The organism is Blautia sp. MCC283, from assembly GCF_018785565.1.
Lineage (GTDB): Bacteria > Bacillota > Clostridia > Lachnospirales > Lachnospiraceae > Blautia_A.
In genome coordinates this window covers 1-4,988 of record NZ_WQQB01000020.1, presented here as the reverse complement: position 1 = coordinate 4,988, position 4,988 = coordinate 1, and the positions used below count along the sequence as shown (strand labels likewise).

The window sequence follows — 4,988 nt, the reverse complement described above, 5'->3', positions numbered from 1 at the left end:
ACACCCCTTTTTCTTTTATTTTACTAGAAAAGGGGTGTGTTCACAATTTATTTACTCATGCGTTTGTCGTGGCCCCTACAAACAATAATAATATAAAAATAACCAATTATACATATAATGCAGAGTAGTATTATCTTTTTTGAATTAACTTCTTAAAGTGTTTTGCTATTTATTTAACTGGCGCCTGCAAACGCCAGTTTTTTATAGATGTTTTAGTATCCATTCATAAATTCGTCTAAATCTTCCAGTGCTTCTCTCAATTCTGGATTTCTTTCTCTTGATATCAATTGTGACAAACGCATTAATTGCCAAGGATCTGGCTCACATGCGACATCATAAGACATGTGCACCATTTCCCATAAAAAATCAGCTTTCTTTGTTTTCGGATGATTCATACAGTATTCTTCAATTATAATTCTAGAGTATTCTTCCATGTCTATTTTTCCTCCCCTTGGACACAATTCATCATATCAGGTACGTTTACATTCGGCGGTGCAGATAGACAGATATTTATCATTTATAAATTTTCCTCTATCCTCATGCAGATACACCATTTAATAATCCCACCTCATACATATTTTTATAAATTCTCTCTGGATAATATGGCAAAAACTGCCTCATATTTTCAAATCCAATACTTTTCTTTTTCATATAACTAATCAGACGGTTTGTCAGTTCTTCTCCATCTACTTCTGAAATATCTACGATTTCTTTTAACAAATCCAGAAACTGAAGCATTACCGCATTTTTCTCATCTATCGCACAATATGGTTTCCGTAAAATCACACGCAGATTTGCAAGCTTAGTTTCACGATACTCCGTTGTGGCCTTATTTGTATAAATCTCATATGCTCTGGGAACCTGAGTTGTCATACCAAGTTGGTTTGCGAAAAGAATTCCTCCAACATAGCCACAGCAATTTTCTCCATCTGTCAGATATTTTCTTCTGATAACTTCATCAACCGACAAGGTTGAACCGGAACGAAACATTGACTTCTTGGGAATATAATATATCCCTGTATCAAAACGCTTCAGCCGTCCGGATTCAGTCAACTTCTTCAGCTGCTGGCGAACAGACACTGCTTTCATACCGGGAATATTCAACTCAGACAAAAAGATCGGTTCATTTAATTGGTAATTGTTTTCTATATATCTGTACACATCATTCATTAATACCATTCTCTCTGTCTCCTTTTTTGATACTTTTTAGAAGTATATTACTTCTTTATTGTTATCGTACATCAAAACATCAAAAATTGTAAGTCCTGCTGGGGAAATGGTTACTGTTCAGAGGTTAGCTGGACAGTAACAAAATATTCTATGCTCGAAAAGCAAATGTATCGTTTTTGTAGAAAAAAAGATTAAAAACTGGTATAATGATACCAGAAAAAACTGTGAGAAAAACAGTTATGACAGAACATGAAGAATTTTACTGTATTGCGGGCACTGCCGCAACATCAGGCACGGGGATTGAAGGCCAGCAGAAGAAGCATCGAAGAATGGAATGAGAAAATCCGCCAGAACAATGTCATCTGAAAACAAAGCATAAAAAATGCCTCGATCAATAATGTAGATATCATAAAAGAAGATCTGTTATTTTACACTACGCCATGTTTTGAAGTACTTACTCATAAATTAAATGGAGCCTGAAAAAGTGCTAAATAACTTTAAAATGCTAGCAAGGGTACGCTGATGCTTAATATACCAAAATATGGCGGGGAAACTAGAAATGCTATGAAAAAGGAGAAACATTATGGAAAATTATGTATGTGCGGTATGTAAAAAAGAAATCAAAGATGTTAAGAACGGACTTTTTGTAAAAATCAAAGATTACAACGGAAAAATTCTTAAAGTCGTTCCTGTCCACAAGGGAAAGTGCGATGATATTTTATGTAAAATTGGGATGCAGAACGGGCTCAATACAAATAGTTCTATGGAAATTTCATTTTTTACTACGGAAGAAGAAAGAAATAAATACCTTAATGGAACATTTACAATGACTGACGAACAGTTTTATCAAAAGGTATTTAACGAAGATGGAACTCTAAAGTCACAATAATTTCGTCAATCCTCAATAATCAGTACCTGTTCATTTTACCACATTTCTGAGATAATCGCTCCAGCAACATTTCTAAACATGAATTCGTACAATTCGCTCGATTTGCGCGATTCGTGTTCATTTTATCCAGGAGGATCATCTCATGAATGCAAAACAAAAACTTCACCAGATCCATCTTCAGGAATGGACCGTCAGATTTGCTGATCAGAAAGCCAGCGGCCTTACTGTCCGGCAATGGTGCGAACAGAACAATCTTTCTTTTCACACCTATAACTACTGGAAACATCTTCTCAAGGAAGAAGTTGTTGACCAGGCCCTGCCAGACATCGTTCCACTCTCACTTCCTGCTCTTTCAGACTCTGATTCTTCGTTAGAAACAACAGTACCTGAAATTCGTTCCATTCGTGCGAATCGCGCGATTCGCTCAAATGACTCTAACATAAAACTGCGGATAAACGGCATTTCTATCGAAATAGATGCATCTGTTTCCGAAGAGTTTCTCATCAAGCTCATCAGAGCGGTGTGCCATGCTTAAAGATGCTGACCACAGTTACTTTGCCGGTGTCTACATCGTCTGCGGATACACAGATCTCCGCTTCGGGATCGATTCGCTAGCAGCCATCATCGAACGCAGGTTTCATATGCACCTGTTTGTGCCTAACACCCTGTTCCTTTTCTGTGGAAGGTCTTCCACCAGGATCAAAGGGCTTCTCTGGGAAGGCGATGGATTCCTGCTCCTCGTATTATAAAATAGTAGTGTTTATAGACCCTCTCCAAGGTCTGTATGCTATACTATTGGAGATACTGTGGATTGTTTTCCTGCTCCTACCACTTGATGGTTTTGTAAAGGCTACAACCACAGTCTCTTTGTATATTTGTTAATCAGTTAGATACCGCATGACGGTTTATTTAGAACGAGGTTACAATTGCAAGGAGTACCAGTGGTTCTATAAACAGTATCAGAATATTTATTCAAAGGAGATTTTTATGATATACGTTGGAATTGACATTGCCAAAGATAAACACGACTGCTTCATTACTAACTCAGACTGTGAGGTATTATTTAAATCCTTTACCATCTCTAACAACCGTGACGGGTTCGAAACCTTATTTCAGAAAATACAATCCGTATCAGATGATTTAACCAAAGTAAAAGTAGGACTGGAAGCCACTGGACACTATAGCTACAATCTTCTGGGATTTCTTCTTGATAAAGGTTTGCCGACCTACGTTATCAATCCGTTACATACCAATCTTTACAGAAAAAGTCTAAGCCTTCTCATGTCTTTCTTTTCCAGCCTTTCATCCATAGTCATTTTTACCTTCCTGCCATTTTTATAAAGTATCCTTTTTCCACCGGTTCTGGTATAATGTTCCTGTCAATGCAGGAGGTGCCAGATATGATCCAGTTATCAGATGAACAATTAAATACTCTCAACAAAGAAGCTCTTGTCATTATCGTATCTTCTTTGCAGGATCAGCTCCTTGCCCTGCAGTCCCAGCTGGATCATGCCAATGCACAGCTCTCCGATAATAACCGGCAGATTGAGCTGCTCACAGAGCAGATCCGCATCATGAACCAGCGGTTCTTTGGCCGCAGATCTGAATCTGCTGTTTCTGATATCGATGGCCAGATATCCCTCTTCGATTCTTTCAACGAAGCCGAATACATGAATCAGGAACCTTCAAAAGAACCTGCGATCACGGAAGTGATCATTCCGTCTTACCACCGTAAAAAAGCTGTCGGCAAACGTGAATCCGATCTGTCCGGACTTCCGGCATGTATCATCGAGCACACTCTTTCTGACGGGGAACTGGCAGTAAAATTTCCTGACGGTTACAAAGAACTCCCTGCGGAAGTTTATAAACGCCTGCACATCATTCCGGAAACATTTATCGTGGATGAACATCATGTCCATGTCTATACTTCCAAAAACAATGACGGGACTATCCTGAAAGCCCCAAGACCAAAGGATCTTTTCCGTAACAGCATTGCTACCCCTGCACTGGTCGCTTACATCATCAATGGCAAGTATACAAATGCACTGCCTCTGGAACGACAGTCTAAAGCTTTTAAAACAAATGGTATACAGCTTTCCACAAATACCATGGCAAACTGAGTGGTCAAAAGTGCCGATGTATATCTGTCCCTGATCTATGACCGTCTCCATGAACTGATCTATGACAGTAAGGTCATACATGCAGATGAGTCACCGGTAAAAGTCATGCGGATCAATCATGCGAAGATCAAAAATGGCAAAAAGACTTATATGTGGGTCTACCGGAACCGGACACTACGCGGAACCCATCCCATTGTCCTCTTTGACTGGCAGCCTTCCCGTCACTCAGACCATCCGCGTGAATTCCTGAAGACCTTCTCCGGTACTGTAGTCACGAACGGATACCAGGTCTACCATAAACTTGCAAAAGAACGCCGGGATCTTAAAGTCGCAGGCTGCTGGGTACACGCCAGAAGGCCTTTTGCAGAATTCATAAAATCTGTCGGTCAGGACACTGCCAAAGGGTCTATCGCCCAGGAGGCATATAGCATGATCACGGAGATCATGCACATGGATAATACTTTTGATGACCTCTCTGTCACAGAACGTAAAAAGCAGCGTCAGCTTGTTCTTTATGAAAAAGTGGATGCTTATTTCGCATGGGCAAAACAGAAGTACTCACAGATAACTCACAATAGCACGATCGGTAAGGCTCTTGCTTACAGCATAAATCAAGAAGAATATCTCCGTGTGTTCTTATCTGACGGAAATGTCCCGATGGATAACAACTATGCAGAACAGGCAATCCGTTCTTTTACCATTGGCCGCAAGAATTTTGTAATGATCGAAGAGACTGTGAGAAAAAGTCTGTAAATAAGATTCTTCTATGATATGCAAGGGTGGCAAGCCTGAAAATCAGGCTTCTCACC

At 39.7% G+C, this 4,988-nt stretch carries 5 protein-coding genes and 2 pseudogenes; 5 read left to right on the top strand and 2 right to left on the bottom strand.

The genetic code is table 11. The annotated features are described in order from the left end of the window. Window positions 1–212: 212 nt before the first annotated feature. Both GPK81_RS06990 and GPK81_RS06985 read right to left on the bottom strand, forming a co-directional pair. The gene (locus tag GPK81_RS06990) at window positions 213–434 is read right to left on the bottom strand and encodes a hypothetical protein (protein ID WP_215706763.1); all 222 of its coding nucleotides are present in this window, start codon (window positions 432–434) and stop codon (window positions 213–215) included. 103 nt (window positions 435–537) lie between these two features. Continuing rightward, window positions 538–1,179 (bottom strand): DUF6088 family protein, encoded by a 642-nt coding sequence (locus tag GPK81_RS06985; protein ID WP_215706762.1) that lies wholly within the window; start codon window positions 1,177–1,179, stop codon window positions 538–540. A gap of 574 nt (window positions 1,180–1,753) precedes the next feature. On the opposite strand from GPK81_RS06985, the gene GPK81_RS06980 reads away from it, so the two are divergent. From GPK81_RS06980 to tnpC, 5 genes and pseudogenes are all read left to right on the top strand, one after another. After that, window positions 1,754–2,059: a hypothetical protein gene (locus tag GPK81_RS06980; protein WP_215706761.1), complete on the top strand. Its 306-nt coding sequence runs from the start codon at window positions 1,754–1,756 to the stop codon at window positions 2,057–2,059. A gap of 142 nt (window positions 2,060–2,201) precedes the next feature. Beyond that, complete coding sequence (gene tnpA, locus GPK81_RS06975; RefSeq protein WP_215706760.1) at window positions 2,202–2,594, top strand: IS66 family insertion sequence element accessory protein TnpA; 393 nt, start codon at window positions 2,202–2,204, stop codon at window positions 2,592–2,594. Continuing rightward, window positions 2,587–2,808 carry an IS66 family insertion sequence element accessory protein TnpB gene (gene tnpB, locus GPK81_RS06970; RefSeq protein WP_215706759.1) on the top strand — a complete coding sequence of 74 codons (222 nt, stop codon included), beginning with the start codon at window positions 2,587–2,589 and terminating at the stop codon, window positions 2,806–2,808. Before tnpA ends, tnpB begins: the two co-directional genes overlap by 8 nt. Window positions 2,809–3,046: 238 nt before the next feature. Then, window positions 3,047–3,388: pseudogene (locus GPK81_RS06965) on the top strand (IS110 family transposase); the annotation flags it as partial. A gap of 41 nt (window positions 3,389–3,429) precedes the next feature. After that, a pseudogene (tnpC, locus tag GPK81_RS17995) lies at window positions 3,430–4,932 on the top strand (IS66 family transposase). Window positions 4,933–4,988: the final 56 nt, after the last annotated feature.